Source organism: Vreelandella sp. 162(4c) (genome assembly GCF_058152265.1).
Genome location: NZ_CM176981.1, coordinates 1,999,640 through 2,017,955, shown reverse-complemented (window position 1 = coordinate 2,017,955; position 18,316 = coordinate 1,999,640). Strand labels below are relative to the sequence as shown.

17 protein-coding genes are annotated in these 18,316 nt (G+C 56.9%); 10 read left to right on the top strand and 7 right to left on the bottom strand.

Going from position 1 to position 18,316, the window contains the following annotated elements; all coding sequences use genetic code 11:
* Window positions 1-39: 39 nt before the first annotated feature.
* From AC4EYZ_RS09085 to map, 7 genes are all read right to left on the bottom strand, one after another.
* On the bottom strand, window positions 40-429 hold the full coding sequence (locus AC4EYZ_RS09085) for a hypothetical protein (RefSeq protein WP_009288622.1): 390 nt from the start codon (window positions 427-429) through the stop codon (window positions 40-42).
* A complete protein-coding gene (gene dapE / locus AC4EYZ_RS09080; protein ID WP_190374048.1) occupies window positions 426-1,598 on the bottom strand; it encodes a succinyl-diaminopimelate desuccinylase in 1,173 nt (390 codons plus the stop codon). The genes AC4EYZ_RS09085 and dapE overlap by 4 nt, the downstream gene beginning before the upstream one ends.
* Window positions 1,585-2,610 carry a 2,3,4,5-tetrahydropyridine-2,6-dicarboxylate N-succinyltransferase gene (gene dapD, locus AC4EYZ_RS09075; RefSeq protein WP_009288624.1) on the bottom strand — a complete coding sequence of 342 codons (1,026 nt, stop codon included), beginning with the start codon at window positions 2,608-2,610 and terminating at the stop codon, window positions 1,585-1,587. Before dapD ends, dapE begins: the two co-directional genes overlap by 14 nt.
* Window positions 2,611-2,729: 119 nt before the next feature.
* Window positions 2,730-3,071: a Spx/MgsR family RNA polymerase-binding regulatory protein gene (locus AC4EYZ_RS09070; RefSeq protein WP_022520197.1), complete on the bottom strand. Its 342-nt coding sequence runs from the start codon at window positions 3,069-3,071 to the stop codon at window positions 2,730-2,732.
* A 41-nt stretch (window positions 3,072-3,112) separates the two neighbouring features.
* Window positions 3,113-4,309 (bottom strand): succinyldiaminopimelate transaminase, encoded by a 1,197-nt coding sequence (dapC, locus tag AC4EYZ_RS09065; RefSeq protein WP_190374853.1) that lies wholly within the window; start codon window positions 4,307-4,309, stop codon window positions 3,113-3,115.
* Between the two features lie 68 nt (window positions 4,310-4,377).
* Window positions 4,378-7,053 (bottom strand): [protein-PII] uridylyltransferase, encoded by a 2,676-nt coding sequence (locus AC4EYZ_RS09060; RefSeq protein WP_022520195.1) that lies wholly within the window; start codon window positions 7,051-7,053, stop codon window positions 4,378-4,380.
* Window positions 7,053-7,844 (bottom strand): type I methionyl aminopeptidase, encoded by a 792-nt coding sequence (gene map / locus AC4EYZ_RS09055; protein WP_022520194.1) that lies wholly within the window; start codon window positions 7,842-7,844, stop codon window positions 7,053-7,055. The genes AC4EYZ_RS09060 and map overlap by 1 nt, the downstream gene beginning before the upstream one ends.
* A 2-nt stretch (window positions 7,845-7,846) precedes the next feature.
* Here map and AC4EYZ_RS09050 point away from each other — a divergent pair, with 2 nt between their 5' ends.
* The 10 genes from AC4EYZ_RS09050 (at window position 7,847) to bamA (ending at window position 18,277) form a co-directional block, all read left to right on the top strand.
* Window positions 7,847-8,113 (top strand): hypothetical protein, encoded by a 267-nt coding sequence (locus AC4EYZ_RS09050; RefSeq protein WP_027957764.1) that lies wholly within the window; start codon window positions 7,847-7,849, stop codon window positions 8,111-8,113.
* Window positions 8,114-8,176: 63 nt separating this feature from the next.
* Window positions 8,177-8,926 carry a 30S ribosomal protein S2 gene (gene rpsB / locus AC4EYZ_RS09045; protein ID WP_490204229.1) on the top strand — a complete coding sequence of 250 codons (750 nt, stop codon included), beginning with the start codon at window positions 8,177-8,179 and terminating at the stop codon, window positions 8,924-8,926.
* 228 nt (window positions 8,927-9,154) lie between these two features.
* Window positions 9,155-10,024, top strand: a complete 870-nt coding sequence (tsf, locus tag AC4EYZ_RS09040) for a translation elongation factor Ts (RefSeq protein ID WP_009288628.1) — start codon at window positions 9,155-9,157, stop codon at window positions 10,022-10,024.
* A gap of 159 nt (window positions 10,025-10,183) precedes the next feature.
* Window positions 10,184-10,957: a UMP kinase gene (gene pyrH / locus AC4EYZ_RS09035; RefSeq protein ID WP_007111718.1), complete on the top strand. Its 774-nt coding sequence runs from the start codon at window positions 10,184-10,186 to the stop codon at window positions 10,955-10,957.
* Between the two features lie 4 nt (window positions 10,958-10,961).
* On the top strand, window positions 10,962-11,519 hold the full coding sequence (gene frr, locus AC4EYZ_RS09030; RefSeq protein WP_009288629.1) for a ribosome recycling factor: 558 nt from the start codon (window positions 10,962-10,964) through the stop codon (window positions 11,517-11,519).
* A 93-nt stretch (window positions 11,520-11,612) separates the two neighbouring features.
* Window positions 11,613-12,401 carry a polyprenyl diphosphate synthase gene (uppS, locus tag AC4EYZ_RS09025; RefSeq protein ID WP_022520193.1) on the top strand — a complete coding sequence of 263 codons (789 nt, stop codon included), beginning with the start codon at window positions 11,613-11,615 and terminating at the stop codon, window positions 12,399-12,401.
* A complete protein-coding gene (locus AC4EYZ_RS09020; protein WP_009288631.1) occupies window positions 12,394-13,224 on the top strand; it encodes a phosphatidate cytidylyltransferase in 831 nt (276 codons plus the stop codon). The genes uppS and AC4EYZ_RS09020 overlap by 8 nt, the downstream gene beginning before the upstream one ends.
* Window positions 13,221-14,411: a 1-deoxy-D-xylulose-5-phosphate reductoisomerase gene (ispC, locus tag AC4EYZ_RS09015; RefSeq protein ID WP_022520192.1), complete on the top strand. Its 1,191-nt coding sequence runs from the start codon at window positions 13,221-13,223 to the stop codon at window positions 14,409-14,411. The genes AC4EYZ_RS09020 and ispC overlap by 4 nt, the downstream gene beginning before the upstream one ends.
* A gap of 55 nt (window positions 14,412-14,466) precedes the next feature.
* Window positions 14,467-15,825: an RIP metalloprotease RseP gene (gene rseP, locus AC4EYZ_RS09010; RefSeq protein WP_022520191.1), complete on the top strand. Its 1,359-nt coding sequence runs from the start codon at window positions 14,467-14,469 to the stop codon at window positions 15,823-15,825.
* Between the two features lie 100 nt (window positions 15,826-15,925).
* Window positions 15,926-18,277, top strand: coding sequence for an outer membrane protein assembly factor BamA (gene bamA, locus AC4EYZ_RS09005; protein WP_423250062.1), 2,352 nt, complete (start codon window positions 15,926-15,928; stop codon window positions 18,275-18,277).
* Window positions 18,278-18,316 lie beyond the last annotated feature (39 nt).

Here is an 18,316-nt window from a genome sequence, read left to right as displayed (position 1 = left end):
CCCCGCTTCGGCGGGGTCGTTTACGTTTAAAGCGCTCGATTAACGCCCTGAATCGGGCCACTCTATTGCCCCTTCTTTGCCACCGGGCAACACTTGCCAGAAGCGGTCAGGGTCATCACCGGGGTGCCAGCCACCCAGTGAGCAACGTATTTCGGTTTGCAACGCTTCCGCGGCCTGTTGGGCACACTCTTGGTCGGTCATCCACGGCGTGTGGTTGCTATCAAACCATAGGCTGGCAAAGCCATCAGCGGCTTTGTCTACCAGCAATACCGGCACGCAGTCACCCTGGTATTGGCCGCGGGTTTGCCATTTACCTTTGCCTGCGGGGCTCAGCGGTGGCGCGATTAGTGCACTTTTCAACCACTCATTGAGCGCATCAAGCGACACGCTGGCTAGGTAAATCTCTATATCGGGGTAACGCTCCATCATAGGTTTACCTCACCGGAGAAGAGTAGCGCTTGCAGCGTCGCTTCGTAAATCCGGCTTAAGTCGTCCAGATCGCTGGCGCGAACGCGCTCATTGACCTTGTGGATGGTGTCGTTGAGCGGGCCTAGCTCGACCACTTGAGCGCCAAGGGTGGCGATAAAGCGGCCATCCGAGGTGCCGCCGCTGGTAGAGAGCGCCGGGCGCTCGCCGGTCACCGCTTCAACGCCTTTAATGGCGGCGTCAACCAGCGCGCCTTCCGCGGTTAAAAACGGCTCGCCGTTGAGCGTCCAGTCTATCTGATATTCCAATCCATGCTGGTCGAGAATGGTTTCCGTGCGCGCTTTGAGCTCATCAGAGGTCACCTCGGTGGAGAAGCGAAAGTTAAACACCACTTCCACGTCGCCGGGGATCACGTTGGTCGCCCCGGTGCCTGCGCGCAGATTGGAAATCTGAAAGCTGGTGGCGGGAAAAAAGTCGTTGCCCGCGTCCCAGTGCTCGTTGACCAGCGCATCCAGCGCTGGCATGGCCTGGTGGATGGGATTGCGCGCTAAATGCGGATAGGCCACGTGACCCTGCACGCCTTTAATGTGCAGCGTGGCGCCCAGTGAGCCGCGACGACCGTTTTTGATCACATCGCCCAGGCGCGTGGTCGAGGATGGTTCGCCGACAATGCAGTAGTCGAGCCGTTCATTACGCTCGCGCAGGTGCTCGACCACCGCGCGAGTGCCGTCGACTGCCGGGCCCTCTTCATCGGAGGTAATCAGAAAGGCAATACGGCCATCGTGATTCGGGTGGTTGGCCACAAAGCGCTCAACGGCGGTCAGCATTGAGGCCAAGCTGCCTTTCATATCCGCCGCGCCACGTCCGCACAGCATGCCGTCATCATCAATGCAGGGCTCAAACGGTGGGTACTGCCAGTTGGTATAGGGGCCGCTGGGCACCACGTCGGTGTGGCCGGCAAAGGCCACCACCGGGCCGTGATGGCCGCGAACCGCCCAGAAATTCTTTACGTCGCCAAACGGTAGCCGCTCAATATGAAAACCGAGCGCTGCTAAGCGCTCGATCATGAGTTCCTGGCAGCCCTCGTCGTCCGGCGTTACCGAGGCCCGGCTGAGCAGCTCAAAGGCGAGCGTGAGCGTCGGCGACAGTCCTTCAGATTCAGTTGTGGGCATGCAGCGCCTCGTTCAGGGCGATAGCACTTTTATTGGTCAAGCACTCAATGCGGCCATTCTGGGAGTTGCGGCGCCATAGCTGATCGTCTTGCCCGGCCAGCTCGCGGGCGGCAACGGTGTTCACTTCCTGGCCCTGATCATCCAGTAAGGTCACTTTGGAGCCAGCGGTGATATACAGCCCTGCTTCTACCGTGCAGCGGTCACCCAGGGGAATGCCGATGCCTGCGTTGGCGCCGATCAAGCAGCCTTCCCCGACCTTAATGACGATATTGCCACCGCCAGAGAGAGTGCCCATGGTGGAGCAGCCGCCGCCCAAGTCGGAGCCTTTGCCGACCATCACGCCGGCTGAGATGCGACCTTCGATCATGCCGGGGCCTTCGGCGCCCGCATTGAAGTTGACAAAGCCTTCGTGCATGACGGTAGTGCCTTCGCCTAGGTAAGCGCCCAGACGTACGCGGGCGGTGTCGGCAATGCGGATACCGGTAGGCACCACGTAGTCAGTCATTTTGGGGAATTTATCGACACAGTCGACGGACAGCGCGCGGCCCGCCATACGTGCCTTCAAGCGGCGCGTAGGCAGCTCTTCAATGTCGATGGCGCCTTCGTTGGTCCAGGCAATATTGCGCAGAAGGCCAAACATGCCGGTGAGATCAAGACCGTGAGGTTTGACCAAGCGGTGGGACAGCAGATGCAGCTTTAAATACACCTCTGGCGCGGTTTGTGGCGCTTCGTCGCTCTCCAGGAACATCGCGACCAGGGGGCGCTGGCTGGCAGAGAGCGCTTCGGCAAGCTCTGCCTGGGCGGAGTGCCCCGCGGCTTCTAACGCTTTAGCCAGGCGTGTGCAGTCTTCGGGCAAAAAGCTGATGGCGGCGTTGCCTTGGGGGGCATCCAGAGCTTGTTTGGCGGCTTCCACCAGGCTGGCGGGTGGGTTGAGCAGCGGCGCCGGGTAGTAGATTTCCAGCCAGTCGCCCTGGGTGTTTTGGGTGCCGATTCCAAGCGCAAAGCTCAGCATAAGAAGGTGTCCTGTAGTGATAAATAGTGAAGAAAAGCAGGCAAAGCCAAGGTGCCTAGTTGCTTAAGTGCTTAGTTTCTCAAGTATCTAGTTGCTGAAGCACTTAGCCACTTGAGTACTTAGCCGAGCTTGTCGTAATCGCCCTCGCGGTAGCCGACTAAGATAGTGGAGTCGTCTACTTCGAGCAGCGGCCGCTTCAGCAGTGTGGGGTATTTCATCAGTAGCTGGCGGGCCGAGTTGGCGTCGTAATCTTTTTCCTCATCGGAAAGTTCGCGCCAGGTTTTGCTGCGTTTGTTAATGACTTCCACAAGCGGCACGCGATGTAAAATGTGTTCTAGTAGCGCAGCAGATAGACCATCTTTGCGCAGATCGTGGGTTTTATACAGCAGCGCTTTCTCATCTAACGCTTTACGCGCTTTGCGGCAGGTATCGCAGTTATCGATGATATACAGCGTCAGCATACGACCTCCTGAGAATGTTGAACCAGAGAATGTGGAATAAGTTAACCGCGCTCGATGAGATGGCGAATTCGTTGGGCGGCTTCAAGGGTGGGCGCTAGCTCAGCCACCAGCGCTAGGCGCAAACGCCCTGCGCCGGGGTTAACGCCATTTTCACCCCTGCGTCCCATTAGGCTGCCGGGCAGTACGCTAACGTGCTGTTCGGCAAACAGCCTCTGCGTGAAGGCGATATCGTCGCCACCGGGCACCGCAGGCCATAGGTAAAAGCTAGCTTGTGGCGCGGGAAAATCCATGACTGAGGCAAGCACCTGGGTGACCGCGCTAAATTTTTCGCGGTAGGCGTCGCGGTTGGCGCGTACGTGCTGCTCATCCTGCCAGGCGGCGATAGAGGCGTGCTGCAACGGCAGCGACATGGCACAGCCATGGTAAGTGCGGTAGCGCTTAAACGGTGTGAGCAGTGCCGCATCCCCCGCCACAAAGCCCGAGCGCAGGCCCGGCAAGTTGGAGCGCTTGGAGAGCGAGTGAAACACCACGCAGCGCCGGTAATCATCACGGCCCAGCTCGGCGCAGGCTTGCAGCAACCCCGGTGGTGGGGCTGTTTCGTCAAGGTAGAGCTCCGAGTAACACTCGTCCGAGGCGATAATAAAGTCGTGTTCGTCGGCGAGGGCAATCAGCTGCTTAAATTCATCAAGGGACGTGACCGCGCCGGTGGGGTTGCCCGGCGAGCAGATAAAGACGATTTGCACGTCGCGCCACGTCGCGGCGGGCACGGCGTTAACGTCAGGTCGAAAATTGTTCTCAGCGGTACAGTCTAAATAGAGCGGCTCACCGCCTGCCAGCAGCGTCGCACCTTCGTAGATTTGATAAAACGGATTGGGCACCGCGACTTTCGCCGGGCGGGTGCGATCCAACGCCGCCTGCACAAAGGCAAAAATCGCTTCCCGAGTGCCGTTAACGGGCACCACGTGCCGTTCGCTGTCGAGTTCGCGCAGTTGAAAGCGTTGGCTTGCCCAGTTGGCGATGGTTTGGCGGAGCGCTGGCAGGCCATTGGTCGCGGGATAACGGGCCATTTCCAGCTGGTGCGCCACCAGCGCTTCAAGCGCCGCAGGAAAGGGCGCGTGCTGGGGTTCGCCAATGGTCAGCGGAATATGCGCCAAGTCAGCTGGGGGCGTTAATGCGGCCTTCAGCGCGGCCAGCTTTTCAAACGGGTAAGGATGCAGGGCGTCGAGGTCGGCGTTCATGATGTGTCCGTTGGTGGCTGGCGGCGTAAACCGTCGATTATAGGCAAGCCCAGGTGCAGGCTCAAACTTCAAACTCCCAGCACCTCAATCAGACGTTCGCGCAGCTGCTGCTGGCGCTCTGGGTCGGTCAGTGGTTCGCCTGCTTTGGTGGTGATGAAAAAAACGTCTTCTACCCGCTCGCCGAGGGTGGCGATTTTTGCCGCGGAAAGCGAGATATCCTGCTCCATAAAAATCCGCCCCACCCGGGCCAGCAGGCCAGGGCGGTCGGGAGCCGTTAGCTCCAGCAGCGTGCGCTCATTGGCCGGATCCTGCTCAATCAGCACCTCCGTGGGTACCTTGAAATGCTTGAGCTGGCGCGGCGTGTGGCGGGTGACGATATCCGGGTAGTCATCAGGGTCATCAAGCTCTTCCACCAGGTGTCGGCGCATCTCTTCGATGTGGCCTGGGTCACGTATGGGCTGACCATGGCTGTCGAGCACAATAAAGGTGTTGAGCGTCCAATCGTTGTGGGAGGTCGCAATGCGCGCATCGTGAATCGAGAGCCCCAACTGCTCCATGGCAGCGGCGGTAGCAGCGAAAAGGTCGTCCACCGAACGGGTGTGGATAAACACTTTGGTGCCGCCTTCGGACATGTCCGCAGTAGGTGCGCTGATCAACACCAACGGCAGCGGCGACTGGTTGTGATTGAGAATGCCCTGGGTCTGCCAAACGATTTCGCTGGGGGCGTACTGCAGGAAGTAGTCTTCCCCTAGCGATTCCCAAAGATGATCGATTTGCTCACGATTAACGCCGATGGTTTGCAGCAAAGAGCGTGCTTCGGTGCGCGTTTCCCGCACCCAGTCGTCGCGGTCGGGCGGATTATTCAGGCCGCGGCGCAGGGCACGCTTGGTTTCGGCGTACAGCTGGCGCAGCAGCGACGCCCGCCAACCGTTCCACAGCGTGGGGTTAGTGGCATTGATGTCGGCCACGGTGAGCACGTAAAGGTAGTCCAGGCGCGTTTCGTTACGCACGATCAAGGCAAAATCACGAATCACATCGGGGTCGCTGATATCGCGCTTTTGCGCCGTCATCGACATCAATAGATGGTGCTCAACCAGCCAACTGACCAGGTTCGTGTCGTGGGGCGAGACGTGGTGGCGCTGACAAAAATGCTCAACGTCCCGGGCGCCGATTTCCGAGTGGTCGCCGCCGCGGCCCTTGCCAATGTCGTGAAACAGCCCGGCGATCCACAACAGGTCGAGCTTGGGCAACTGCTGCATCAATGCCACCGCCACTGGAAAGTCACCCTTCGCTTCCGGTTTGCGAAAATTGTGCAGAAATTTGAGCAGCAGCAGGGTGTGGGCATCGACCGTGTAAATGTGGAAAAGGTCGTGCTGCATCAGCCCTATGGCGCGGCCAAATTCGGGCAGGTATTTGCCCAGAATCCCGTAGCGGTTCATGCGCCGCAACTGGCGGGGCACATTGCCGGGGGCGCGCAGAATAGCCATAAAGAGCCGCTGGTGGCGCGGGTCTTCCCGGTAGTGGTCGTCAATCTGGTGGCGATGATCGCGAATTAGTCGGATGGTATCGGCACGCACTCCTTCGATTTCGGGGTGCTTGGCCATCAGTAGGAATAGCTCCAGCATCGCCGCGGGGCGTTCACGGAAAAGTGTCCGCGAGCGAACCTGGATATAGCCGCCTTTGGTTTCAAAGCGCTCGTTGAGTTTGACGGTTTCCAGCGCTTCTTTGCCGCGCAGGATGACCTCGTCAAAGTGCTGCAGCAGCATATCGTTGAGTCCCGCCAGCGCGGTGACGTGCCGGTAATAGCGCTTCATGAACTGCTCAACCGCCAGACGTTCCGGCGTATCGCGAAAGCCAAACATTTCGGCGATGGTGCGCTGGTGGTCAAACAGCAGGCGGTCTTCGGCGCGGTCGGTAAGCATATGCAGGGCATAGCGCACCTGCCACAAGAACGCCTGCCCCTGGCTTAAAATGCGCAGTTCGGCGTCGTTCATAAAGCCGTTGGCGACGATATCGGTGTACTGTTCGGTACCGAAGTGGCGCTTGGCCACCCAGCCGATCATCTGGATGTCGCGCAGCCCGCCGGGGGAGCTTTTGAGGTTCGGCTCTAAGTGGTACTCGGAGTTGTTATAGCGGTAGTGGCGGGAAATCTGCTCCTGCCACTTGGCTTCAAAAAAGCGGTCGGCGGGCCAAATATGTTCGGCGCTGAGGCGTTCGCGCATCGCTTCGCGCAGGCTTTCTGGCCCCGCAATCAGGCGAGATTCGAGTAGGTTGGTAATCACCGTGACATCCGCTTCGGCTTCCCGCTCGCAGTCGCTAAGCGAGCGAACGCTATGACCAATTTCCAGGCCAATATCCCACAAGAAGGTGATAAAGGCGGTCAGCGGTTCACGATAGGCGGTGTCATCGTCCTGCTCCAGTAGCAGCAGCAGATCGATATCCGAGTGGGGGTGTAGCTCACCACGGCCATAGCCGCCTACCGCCACCAGTGCAATACCATCGTCGGGCCACTCATGCTGTGCCCAGGCAATCGCCAGCAACTGATCCAGGTACCAGGCGCGGCCGCGCACAAGGTCGCGAATGTCTGCACCGGCGCGAAACTGGTCGTCCAGGCGCGCCTGTAGCTCGCGCAGCGCGGCCTTGAAGGGTGCCACCGGCGAGCGTGAACCGGCAAGCTCAGTGCGGAAAAGATCCAGGTCGTAAAGCGTGGTGTCCGGCTCAAACCGGTGGTGGTGTAATAGCATCAGTTGGTTAGAAAACTGAAGTCTTCATCGCCACGCGCGGTCAGCACTTCAACGCCGCCCTCGGTCACCAGCAGCGTATGTTCCCACTGCGCTGAAAGGCTGCGGTCTTTAGTGACGGCGGTCCAGCCATCGCGTAGCACCTTGGTTTTATACCCGCCGACGTTAATCATCGGCTCGATGGTAAAGCACATGCCTGCGGCGAGCTTAATGTCGGCATCCGGTGCGTAGCCGTCGTAGTGTAAAAACTGCGGCTCTTCGTGGAATTCGGCGCCGATGCCGTGGCCACAGAAGTCGCGAACGACGGAGTAGCCGTTGCTTTCGGCATGTTTTTGAATCACGCGGGCAAGCTCCGAGAGGCGTACGCCAGGCCTCACCAGCTCGATGCTTTTATACAGGCATTCCTGAGTAATGCGACACAGCCGTTCGCCCTGAATCGTCTCACCCACTACGAACATCACGCTGGAGTCGCCGTGATAGCCGTCGGTGGTCTTAACGGTGATATCCAGGTTCATGATATCGCCATTTTTGAGCTTCTTGGCGTCGTCGGGGATGCCGTGGCACACCACATGGTTGATCGACGTGCAGGTCGCCTTGGGAAAACCATGGTAATTCAGCGGTGCAGGGGTCGAGCCTAGCTCGTTAACAATATACTCATGGCAGAGACGGTCAATTTCCCCCGTGCTAATGCCTGCCTGGATATGGGGGGTGATCATTTCAATCACGCTAGCCGCTTGGCGCCCGGCTTCGCGCATGTGTTCGATTTCAGAAGGCGTCTTGATAGGAACGTTCATGAATGCTCGATATGAATGCAGAATGGAAAATTGAATGGCGCAATTTAAGACCGTCAAACGGGGTGCGACTTCATCTTGGCAATGATCTATGGTATAAAGCCGCGCGCTTTCCTGCAATCGTGATTCCGAGCTTCTTGGCTGGGAAGTACGCAGTAGGGCAGGGCGATGAATCCGCAGCGTGCTCGACTTACGGGCGCGATGCTTACTATCAAGCCTTAAAAACACACATGCACCGGCACATGGTCCCGGGTGCCGCTGGCAGCGTCTAACGTGGTCAACGGTCGGATCCATGGGGTGCGTGGAGGCCTAACCCGAGTTTTAGGAGTTCTACCATGTCTCACGTTAATATGCGTGACCTGCTTAAAGCAGGTGCTCACTTCGGCCACCAGACCAAGTACTGGAACCCGAAGATGAGCAAATTTATCTTCGGTGCGCGCAACAAGATTCACATCATCAACCTTGAGCACACCCTTCCGGCGCTGAACGAAGCGATCGATGTGGTCGAGAAGATGGCGGCATCCAACAACAAAATTTTGTTTGTTGGCACCAAGCGCAGCGCTAGCAAGGTAATTAAAGAAGAAGCTAACCGTGCTGGTCAGCCTTTCGTCAACCATCGCTGGTTGGGCGGCATGTTGACTAACTTCAAGACCATCCGTCAGTCCATTAAGCGTCTGCGTGATCTTGAAACCATGCGCGAAGACGGCACGTTCGAGAAGCTGACCAAGAAAGAAGTCTTGATGGCGACTCGCGAGCAGGACAAACTTGAGCGTTCTATCGGCGGTATCAAGAACATGGGCGGCCTACCGGACGCACTGTTCGTGATCGACGTTGACCACGAGCGCATCGCGATCAACGAAGCCAACAAGCTGGGCATCCCGGTTATCGGCGTGGTGGATACTAACTCCAACCCCGATGGCGTTGACTACGTAATTCCCGGCAACGATGACTCTATCCGCGCTATCCAGATCTATGTAAAAGCGATTGCGGATGCGTGTGGCCGTGCCAAAGAAGCCAACGCTCAAGAGTTTGTTGAAGTGACCGAAGAGGCCGCTGCAGCTGAAGACAACACTGTCGCTGAGTAATCGCAGCAGTGGGTGCGGTGAGCAGGTGTGCCGCATCAAGATAAAGGGGGCTTTGCCCCCTTTTTCCCGCTACAGATGAACTGTCTGCGCGGACGAATTTGCCGGCACTCAATACCGGCCCCGTAATACAGAGAGACATAGGGCAGCGTGATACATGATGGTCATTTATCATGCCTATACTCTGTGTTGCGTCTAACTCTCATAGAACCATTTCAGAGGTGAATTCTCATGGCAGCTATCAGCGCCTCTCAGGTCAAGGAACTTCGCGAACGTACCGGTCTCGGCATGATGGAGTGTAAAAAAGCACTCACCGAAGCCGACGGTGATATCGAAGTTGCGATTGAAAACCTGCGCAAAAGCTCCGGCCTAAAAGCAGCGAAGAAAGCCGATCGTATCGCCGCAGAAGGTGTAGTGGTTACGCGTGTAGCGGAAGACGGCAGCTACGGCGTAATGGTTGAAATCAACTCCGAGACCGACTTTGTTGCTCGTGATGACAACTTCATCGCGTTTGCTGACAAAATCGCCGGTGCTTTCTTCACCGCGAAAAGCGAAGATGTTGCCGCCGTTATGGCTGGCGAACTGGAAACTGCCCGCGAGCAGTTGGTTCAGAAAATCGGTGAGAATATCGGTGTGCGTCGTGCCATCGTAGTGAACGCTGTTGACGGTGGTCTGGTAGGCGAGTACGTCCACGGTGGCCGCATTGGCGTTCTGACCGTGCTAACAGGCGGCAATTCGCAAGTCGCGAAAGACGTTGCAATGCACGTGGCGGCGATCAACCCTGCGGTTGCGCATCCTGCCGATATGCCCCAAGAGCAGTTGGATCAGGAAAAAGCGATTATTCTGGCGCAGCCGGATATGGCCGGTAAGCCGGAGCAGATCGCAGAGAAAATGGTTCAGGGCCGCTTGAAAAAGTACTTGGCAGAAAACAGCCTGACCGAGCAGCCGTTTGTTAAAGACCCGAACCAGACTGTGGCTGAGTACGTGAAAGCCGCAGGCGGCGAAGTGGTAAGCTTCACACGCTTTGAAGTTGGTGAAGGTATCGAGAAAGAAGAAGTCGACTTCGCTAAAGAAGTTATGGAACAGGCTGGCCGTCGCTGAGGTCAGAGGTTTCAGAAAAAAGATGGCGTGCGCGTGAGCGCACGCCTTCGCGTATCCGGCCCCTGTATAACCGGTGTTAGTTAGCCGACCCTGATAACGGGTTTATACAGCGGGGCTGCCCCGCCTGCCTGTTTACAGGTCTGCCTCAGGAGAGATGCCATGTCGCGTGATGTTCAAGAACCTACCCCCCATGTAGCACCCAGCAAGGCTGAGGGTTCGAAGTCAAAATACAAACGTATTTTGCTCAAGCTTTCTGGCGAAGCGCTGATGGGTGAACACGATTTTGGTATTGACCCTAAAGTGCTTGACCGGATGGCGTTGGAGATCGGCCAGCTCGTCGGTATTGGGGTACAGGTAGGCATCGTGATTGGCGGTGGTAACTTGTTTCGCGGTGCGGCGCTCAATGAGGCTGGCATGGATCGCGTCACCGGTGACCATATGGGCATGCTGGCGACCGTAATGAATGCGCTGGCAATGCGTGATGCGCTAGAGCGCTCCAATATCCGCTCGCGCGTGATGTCGGCTATCCCAATGAGCGGCGTTGTAGAGCACTACGACCGTCGCACGGCCATTCGCTACTTAACCTCCGGGGACGTAGTGCTGTTCTCTGCAGGCACAGGCAACCCCTTCTTCACCACCGATTCTGCAGCTTGTTTGCGCGGCATTGAGGTGGACGCCGACGTAGTGATCAAGGCGACCAAAGTCGATGGCGTCTACAATAAAGACCCGGTAAAACATCCGGATGCGGTGAAGTACGACCAGCTCTCTTACGACGACGCCCTGGATCAAAAATTGGGCGTTATGGATTTGACCGCTATCTGCCTGGTACGTGACCATAATATGCCGGTGCGGGTATTTGATATGAATAAGCCTGGCGCCCTACTGAATATGGTCGTAGGGGGCAAGGAAGGCACGCTGATATACAGAGGGTAATGACGTGATCAACGATATTAAGAAAGATGCCGATTCGCGCATGCAAAAAAGCGTTGAGGCGCTGCATAGCAACTTCAATAAAATTCGTACCGGTCGTGCTCACCCGAGCATTTTAGACGCCGTTACCGTGGACTATTACGGCAGCCAGGTACCGCTTAGCCAAGTGGCATCGGTCAACGTTGAGGACGCTCGCACGCTGACGATTGCGCCGTGGGAGCAGGGCATGGTGCAGAAGATCGAAAAGGCCATCATGACCTCTGATCTTGGCTTGAACCCGGCCAGTGCAGGCAACGTGATCCGTGTGCCAATGCCGATGCTCACCGAAGAGACCCGCAAAGGTTATATCAAGCAGGCGCGTAGCGAAGCTGAAAACGCTCGCGTTGCCGTGCGTAACGTACGTCGTGATGCTAACGGTGATTTCAAGTCGTTGTTAAAAGATAAAGAGATTACCGAAGACGATCAGCGTGAAGGCGAAGATGCGATTCAAAAGCTGACCGACAAGTATATTGCTGAGATCGATAAAGCGCTGACTGCAAAAGAGCAGGATCTCATGCAGGTATAAACCTGTGCTTTATTCAGCCGCGGGCAGCTTTGGCTGCCCGTTTTGCCACACTCTGGCTGGTTTTTTTATGACTGACCTTTGGTGCGAGAATCCATGACGTCACCGCAGCTTCCTGAAAAACAGCCGGACGACGCCAGCGCGTCTTCTCTGGCCGGGGAGGCCCCGCCGTCTCACGTTGCCATCATTATGGATGGCAATAACCGCTGGGCGCGCGCGCGCGGGCTTTCGGGGGTGCGTGGGCACCGGGCTGGGGTGGAAACCGTTCGTGCGGTGATTCAGCGAGCCGCCGAGCGCGAGGTGCAAACCCTCAGCCTGTTTGCTTTCTCCAGCGAAAACTGGAAGCGTCCGGCCGCAGAGGTCAACGCCTTGATGGAGCTGTTTTTGATGGCGCTTAAGCGTGAAGTCAAAAAGCTCAATGAGCGTAATGTGCGCCTCTCGATCATTGGCGAACAGCGGGGTTTTTCCCACGCCATCCAAAAGCATATTCAGCGTGCTGAAGCGTTAACCGCGGACAATACAGGGATGCATCTGGTGATTGCCGCCAACTATGGGGGGCAGTGGGATATCGCACGGGCGGCGCGCACCTTAGCCGAGCAGGTGGCGGCTGGGGAGTTATCGCCTGAGCAAATCGATGAAGCGTGCTTCGACACTGCAATGGGGACTGATGACGTGCCGCCGGTGGATCTGTGTATACGTACCAGTGGTGAGCAGCGGCTATCCAACTTTATGCTTTGGCAGTTGGCCTATGCTGAGCTGCACTTTTCCCCGCTGCTATGGCCCGATTTCGGTGCGGATGCGTTTGATGCGGCATTAAACGACTTCTGCCAGCGCCGTCGTCGCTTTGGCATGACGGACGAACAAATAGAGGCGCAGGGTGCTTAAACAGCGGATTATCACCGCAGCCTGGCTAGCACCCCTGGTGCTGGCTGGCCTGTTTGGTTTAGACGGCGGCGCTTTTGCGCTATTTACGGCGTTGATGGTGCTACTCGCCACTTGGGAGTGGGCCAATCTGGCGGGCGTTACCCGTACGGCACAGCGTGCTCAGCTAGTGGCCGTGATGGCGGTGTTGATGCTGGTCATGTGGCTGGCCGGAGCCGCCACCTCAATATGGCCGCTTTGGTTCTCTGCTGCCGGTTGGCTGGTGAATCTCTACTGGGTAACCCGCTACCCTGCGGCGGGTGAGCAGTGGCAGTCCACCGTGCGGCGCTTGGCGATGGGCCTGTGGGTGCTATTGCCCTGCTGGGTGGGCTTTAACGTTCTGCGTGACATCGGTATGGCTTGGCTGCTGTTTGTGCTGCTGCTGGTTTGGTGCGCGGATATCGGCGCCTACTTTGTGGGGCGACACTGGGGCAAGCGCAAATTGGCTCCCCACGTGAGCCCTGGCAAATCATGGGAAGGCGTATACGGCGGCTTAGCGGCGACCACTATTCTGGCTATTCTCTTTGCGCTGTGGTTGCCGCTGGGCCTGGTGGGTGGAATTACCCTGATACTCATCACCGCCGTGGTCACTTTGGCCTCTGTGCTGGGGGATTTACTGGAAAGCATGCTCAAGCGCCATCGTAATATCAAAGATTCGAGCCAGTTGCTGCCCGGCCATGGCGGTGTGCTGGATCGCATTGATAGCCTCACCGCGGCGATACCGCTGTTTGCACTGTTCTATGTGGAAGTACTGGTTGAGGTGTTTGCTCGGGTGCCGCCGCTATGAGCCAACTCGCTAATAGGCAACGTGTGACCGTGCTTGGCTCGACAGGCTCTGTGGGCACTAGCACGCTGGATGTGATTAGTCGCCACCCAGACCGCTATTGCGTGCATGCCCTGACCGCGCACACCTCAAAAGAGGCTCTGCTAGCGCAGTGCTTGGCGCATCGCCCTGCGGTCGCCGTGTTGGATAATGAGGCCGATGCCGCTTGGCTGCGCCAAGAGCTTAAGCGGGCTGGGCAGTCAACTGACGTGAGCGCAGGCCCAGAGGCGCTGTGCGATGTTGCCCGGGACGCCAGCGTCGACTGCGTAATGGCGGCCATTGTCGGCTCGGCGGGCTTACTGCCTGCCCTAGCCGCTGCGGAAGCAGGCAAGCGCGTGTTACTGGCCAATAAGGAGGCGCTGGTGATGAGCGGCGCGCTGTTTATGGAGGCCGTTTCCCGCTCTGGCGCAACATTACTACCGATTGATTCCGAACATAATGCCATTTACCAGTGTCTACCTGCGGAGCACCGCGGCGGACTTGCCAAGCACGGCGTTCGTCAACTGCTGCTAACGGCCTCTGGCGGGCCGTTTCGTACCTGGAGCCAGGCGGAAATCAATAATGTCACTCCCGAACAGGCCTGCGCTCACCCGAACTGGTCAATGGGACGTAAAATATCGGTGGATAGCGCCACACTGATGAATAAAGGGCTAGAGCTTATTGAAGCCTGCTGGCTGTTTGATGCCACGCCCGAACAAATCCAGGTGGTGGTGCACCCTCAAAGCGTGATTCACTCCATGGCGGCGTATCAAGATGGTTCGGTGATTGCACAGTTGGGTAATCCTGATATGCGCATCCCCATCGCCTACGGGCTAGCGTGGCCGGAGCGCATTGATGCCGGGGTTGAGACACTGGATCTTTTTCAGGTGGCGCGGCTTGATTTTGAAGCCCCCGATGAAACTCGCTTCCCCTGTTTAGGGCTTGCCCGTGAAGCGATGCGGCAAGGTGGCATGGCACCCGTTGTGCTCAACGCTGCCAATGAGGTTGCAGTTGAAGCATTCCTACAGCGTCGAATCGGCTTTACAGCCATTGGGCAACTGGTCGCCGACGTCTTGTCGCGCCCCTATCAAGGCCGTGTTGATAGCCTTGATAGCGTATTAGCAACGGATCAGTGGGCGCGACAGCAGGCGCTGGAACTGGTAACAAAATGATACGCTTAAGCATTCGCTGGGCTGGTCGTTAGAGCGGGGCATTAAGGAGTTCAGTGTGGGCCTTATACAGAATATTTTAGCGGTCATTGTGGTGTTGGGCCTGTTAGTGACCTTCCACGAGTTTGGCCATTTTTGGGTGGCGAGGCGCTGTGGGGTCAAAGTGCTACGGTTTTCTGTAGGCTTTGGTAAGCCGCTATGGTCGCGGGTTGACCGCCACGGCACCGAGTTCGCGATAGCCGCCATTCCGCTGGGTGGCTATGTCAAAATGCTCGATGAGCGTGAGGCGCCGGTTCCGGAAGAGCAGCTTGATCAGGCATTTAACCGCAAAACCGTGTGGCAGCGCATTGCGATTGTGGCGGCAGGGCCAATCGCCAACTTCTTGTTAGCGATTGTGGCTTACTGGGCACTGTTCGTGGCGGGTACCACGGTGGTGTCGCCAATGGTAGGTAGCGTTGCGCCTGACTCGCCCGCCGCCGAAGCCGGACTTGCCAATGGCGATGAAATTGTCGCCATTCAGGGCGATGAGATGCGCTCTTGGGAAGATGTTAACCTCAAACTGGTATCGATTATTGGTTTCAGCGGTGAGCTGGATATAGACGCCCGCCCCGAAGGCGCGAGCGACCCTCAACGTTTTGGCTTATCGGTGACTGATTATTTGGTTCGCCAAGATCCGCCACAGCCGCTGCAATCGCTGGGTATTACTCCTTGGCAGCCGGAATTTCCGGCCGTTTTAGGCCAAGTAGTGAGCGGAGAGGCCGCCGAGCAAGCAGGCCTTGAGGCGGGCGATAGGATGGTGGCGATTAATGGCGAACCAGTGGATGATTGGATGCACTTCGTTAATATGGTGCGAGGTAATCCAGGTGAAACGCTGCAGCTCACCTATGAACGTAATGGCGAGCAGTCGAGTGTTGATTTAACCCCCGGGCGTAACCGCTTGGACACTGGGGTTGAAATTGGTTATATCGGTGCAGGCGCCGAGCAGGTCGAGTGGCCAGCAGCGTTTCAGCGTGAAATCCGTTACGGCCCTATCGAAGCGGTAGGCCAGGCTGTTTCGCGCACTGGAGAGATGACGCTCTTAACCTTAGATGCCATACGCAAAATGTTTGTCGGGCTTATCTCGCCTTCCAATTTGTCCGGGCCAATCACCATTGCACAGATCTCTGGTGATTCGGCCCGTGCAGGGATGGAAGCGTTTATTGGCTTTCTAGCGTATCTTTCTATCAGCCTTGGGGTACTAAACTTACTACCTATCCCGGTGCTCGATGGTGGCCACTTGCTCTATTATTTTATGGAGGTCGTGCGTGGACGGCCAGTATCCGAAAGAACCCAAGCCGTAGGACTGCGCATTGGGCTTGCCATGGTCGGCACCCTGATGTTGATGGCCCTCTATTTTGATCTGATGCGCCTGTGGTAATGACGCGTGTAGCGCGCAGGATGCCTTGTCATCTGCCTGCACAAATGTATATGGTGCCTTTCTGGAATGATAGGCAGACCAACGCGAGCGAATTGACTGCATGAAAATCAAGACCCTTGGAATGGCGGCACTCTTGCTGGCAGGCGCCAGCGGCGCCCAAGCACAATCCTTTGATGTTTCAGACATTCGAGTGGAAGGACTGCAGCGGGTATCCGCCGCCTCGGTCTTCAATGCATTTCCGGTGAGTGCCAATGAGCGCGTCAGCGAAGAGCAATTAGCTGCTGCTGCCCGTGACTTATTTGCCACAGGGCTATTTGACGATGTCTCCCTGGCACGCGAAGGCGATGTACTGGTTATTCAGGTCGTCGAGCGTCCGACTATTGCGCGGCTACAGATCAGCGGCAACGATCAGATCTCCGAAGAGGACTTGCGCAATGGTTTGCGTGAATCGGGGCTCTCGGAAGGTCAGGTACTGGAGCTCTCTACGCTGGAAGAGATACAGCGCGAGCTGGAAGGCGTCTACCAGTCTCAAGGTCGCTACAGCGCCAGCATCGATACCGAAGTGGAAGAGGTTGATGAGGGCCGGGTACAGGTCAATATCAATATCAACGAAGGCGAAGTGGCCAAGATTCGCCAAATCAATATCGTTGGTAACGAAGCCTTTGATGATGAAACGCTGCGTGGCGTGTTTGAGTTAAATGATCGGCCAGGACGCTTTTTCGGCTGGTTCTCTAGCGACGAGTACTCCCGTGAAGCGCTTTCCGGTGATATTGAGCGGCTGCGCTCGTTCTACCTAGATCGTGGCTACGTCAACTTCGATGTCACCTCGACTCAGGTGTCGATTGGTCCGGAAAAATCCGAAATCTTTATTACACTAAACGTCGATGAAGGCGCCCAGTACCGGGTAGGTGATATTCGTTTCGCGGGTGATCTACAGATCAGCGAAAACGAAGCTCGCCAGTTACTCACCGTTAAAGAGGGAGATATTTTCTCCCGCGGCGATGTTAATGCCTCCACCGAAGCCCTGCGCCAGCGTTTGGGTGCCGAAGGCTTCGCCTTTGCTGATATTCAAGGCGTGCCTGAAATGGCAGGGGACGGTGAAACGGTCGATCTGGTGATTGCTGTCAATCCCGGTGAACGCGCCTACGTGCGTCGTATCGAGTTCTACGGTAATACGACTACTCAGGATGAAGTACTGCGGCGTGAAATGATTCAGTTGGAGGGCGCACCCGCTTCCACCGAAGCCATTACACAATCGCGTCAGCGCCTTGAACGCCTGGGCTTTTTTAGCCAAGTAGAAGTGGATACCCAGCCTGTACCTGGTGAGCCGGATTTACTCGACGTTACTTATAATGTCGAAGAGCAGCCCTCGGGGTCGGTCTCTGCCAGCGTTGGTTTCTCCCAGAGTGCCGGGGTTATTTACGGTGTCGGCTTGTCACAAAATAACTTCTTGGGTACGGGTAACCGGGTCAATGTAGGGGCTCAGCGCAGCGACACCTTTACCAGTGTGAACTTTGGCTTCACTGATCCCTACTGGACGTTGGATGGCATTTCTCGCGGCTACAATGTTTTTTACCGCGAAACAGATTACGCCGATTCGGATATTTCGACGTTCTCGACGGATGCCTATGGTGCCGGTATCAACTTTGGTTACCCCGTAAGCGAACTGTCGCGTCTTAACTTCGGTGCCAGCGTTGAAGACCTAACGGTGAAAACCTACTTCGACACGGCCTCAGAAATTCGTCGCTATGTGGAAGATCAGGGCGAAGATGCGCAAAGCCTGAAGCTGACCGCTAGTTGGACACGCAACAATCTCAACCGCGGTATTATGCCGACCGATGGCAACTATCAGCGACTGTCGCTGGAAACCGGCGTGCCGGGCAGTGATTCGGAGTACTACAAGCTGCGCGCCCGTGCTCAACAGCTCTTCCCGATTAACGATGACGAGTCCTGGGCGTTCAAATTTACCGGCAATGTCGGCTATGCCGATACGCTGGGCGGCAACGATCCCTTCCCCTTCTATGAAAACTTCTACGCGGGTGGTCTTGGCTCGGTGCGTGGCTTCACGTCGAATACGCTTGGGCAGCGCACCACGCCAGCAACCGAAGGCGGCCGTGACCGCACGCTGGGCGGTAACGTTTCAGTAGAAGGTAGCGCCGAGATCATTTTCCCGCTGCCCTTTGTTGAAGATCAGCGCGCGCTGCAAACATCGCTATTCTTGGATGGCGGTAATACCTTCCTGACCTCTTGCTACGATGTGCTTGCAGAAGACGCAGGGCGTCAGCAGTGTAACTCCGGCGTTGATCTAGGCGATTTGCGCTACAGCGCCGGTATTGGCCTCTCTTGGCTGACACCGGTAGGCCCGCTGACCTTTAGCATTGCTGAGCCATTGAACGATAAGAGCGGTGACGACACTCAGTTCTTCCAGTTCTCATTAGGACAAACGTTCTAAAGGGCAAACGTTCTAATTTTGCTAGACCGCGTGCCATGG

Coding starts and splice junctions, on each gene's coding strand:
- AC4EYZ_RS09085 (WP_009288622.1), bottom strand. CDS start 429: ATGATGGAGCGTTACCCCGATATAGAGATTTACCTAGCCAGCGTGTCG.
- dapE (WP_190374048.1), bottom strand. CDS start 1,598: ATGCCCACAACTGAATCTGAAGGACTGTCGCCGACGCTCACGCTCGCC.
- dapD (WP_009288624.1), bottom strand. CDS start 2,610: ATGCTGAGCTTTGCGCTTGGAATCGGCACCCAAAACACCCAGGGCGAC.
- AC4EYZ_RS09070 (WP_022520197.1), bottom strand. CDS start 3,071: ATGCTGACGCTGTATATCATCGATAACTGCGATACCTGCCGCAAAGCG.
- dapC (WP_190374853.1), bottom strand. CDS start 4,309: ATGAACGCCGACCTCGACGCCCTGCATCCTTACCCGTTTGAAAAGCTG.
- AC4EYZ_RS09060 (WP_022520195.1), bottom strand. CDS start 7,053: ATGCTATTACACCACCACCGGTTTGAGCCGGACACCACGCTTTACGAC.
- map (WP_022520194.1), bottom strand. CDS start 7,844: ATGAACGTTCCTATCAAGACGCCTTCTGAAATCGAACACATGCGCGAA.
- AC4EYZ_RS09050 (WP_027957764.1), top strand. CDS start 7,847: ATGCTCGATATGAATGCAGAATGGAAAATTGAATGGCGCAATTTAAGA.
- rpsB (WP_490204229.1), top strand. CDS start 8,177: ATGTCTCACGTTAATATGCGTGACCTGCTTAAAGCAGGTGCTCACTTC.
- tsf (WP_009288628.1), top strand. CDS start 9,155: ATGGCAGCTATCAGCGCCTCTCAGGTCAAGGAACTTCGCGAACGTACC.
- pyrH (WP_007111718.1), top strand. CDS start 10,184: ATGTCGCGTGATGTTCAAGAACCTACCCCCCATGTAGCACCCAGCAAG.
- uppS (WP_022520193.1), top strand. CDS start 11,613: ATGACGTCACCGCAGCTTCCTGAAAAACAGCCGGACGACGCCAGCGCG.
- ispC (WP_022520192.1), top strand. CDS start 13,221: ATGAGCCAACTCGCTAATAGGCAACGTGTGACCGTGCTTGGCTCGACA.
- bamA (WP_423250062.1), top strand. CDS start 15,926: ATGAAAATCAAGACCCTTGGAATGGCGGCACTCTTGCTGGCAGGCGCC.